Source organism: Thioclava sp. DLFJ4-1, from assembly GCF_002020145.1.
Taxonomy (GTDB): Bacteria; Pseudomonadota; Alphaproteobacteria; order Rhodobacterales; family Rhodobacteraceae; genus Thioclava; species Thioclava sediminum.
Genome location: NZ_MPZT01000013.1, coordinates 1 through 569, shown reverse-complemented (window position 1 = coordinate 569; position 569 = coordinate 1). Strand labels below are relative to the sequence as shown.

Sequence of the window (569 nt, the reverse complement as noted above, 5' to 3'; positions counted from 1 at the left end):
CCGGCTGGGCAGGCTCGCTGACGATGGGCGCGGGCCAGTTCTGCACCAACCCGGGCATCGCCGTGGTCGAGGACGGCCCGGCAGGCGACGCTTTCGTCGCCGCCGCAAAAGAGGCGCTGTCGGCCTCCGGCCCGCAGGTCATGCTGACGGACGGCATCGCGCAGGCCTATCGCGACGGCAAGGACCGGTTCGATACCCGCAATTCCGTGACCCCAGTGCTGACGACCGAGCAGGAAGGCCGCAACGCCTCCCCGAACCTCTACGAGACGAGCGCCGAGAACTACCTGCAGGACCATGCGCTTGGCGAGGAAGTCTTCGGGCCGCTCGGTCTTGTCGTCAGGGTCTCGGACCCGGCGCAGATGGTCGATCTTGCGAAGGGCTTCGAAGGTCAGCTGACCGCCACGATGCATCTCGATGACGGCGATGCGGAGCTTGCCCGCAAGCTGCTGCCGGTGCTCGAGCGCAAGGCGGGCCGCGTGATGGCCAACGGCTTCCCGACCGGCGTGGAGGTCTGTGACGCAATGGTCCATGGCGGGCCCTATCCCGCGTCCACGAACTTCGGCGCGACC

1 pseudogene is annotated in these 569 nt (G+C 68.2%); it reads left to right on the top strand.

Going from position 1 to position 569, the window contains the following annotated elements:
* Positions 1-569: pseudogene (locus BMI85_RS20955) on the top strand (aldehyde dehydrogenase (NADP(+))); the annotation flags it as partial.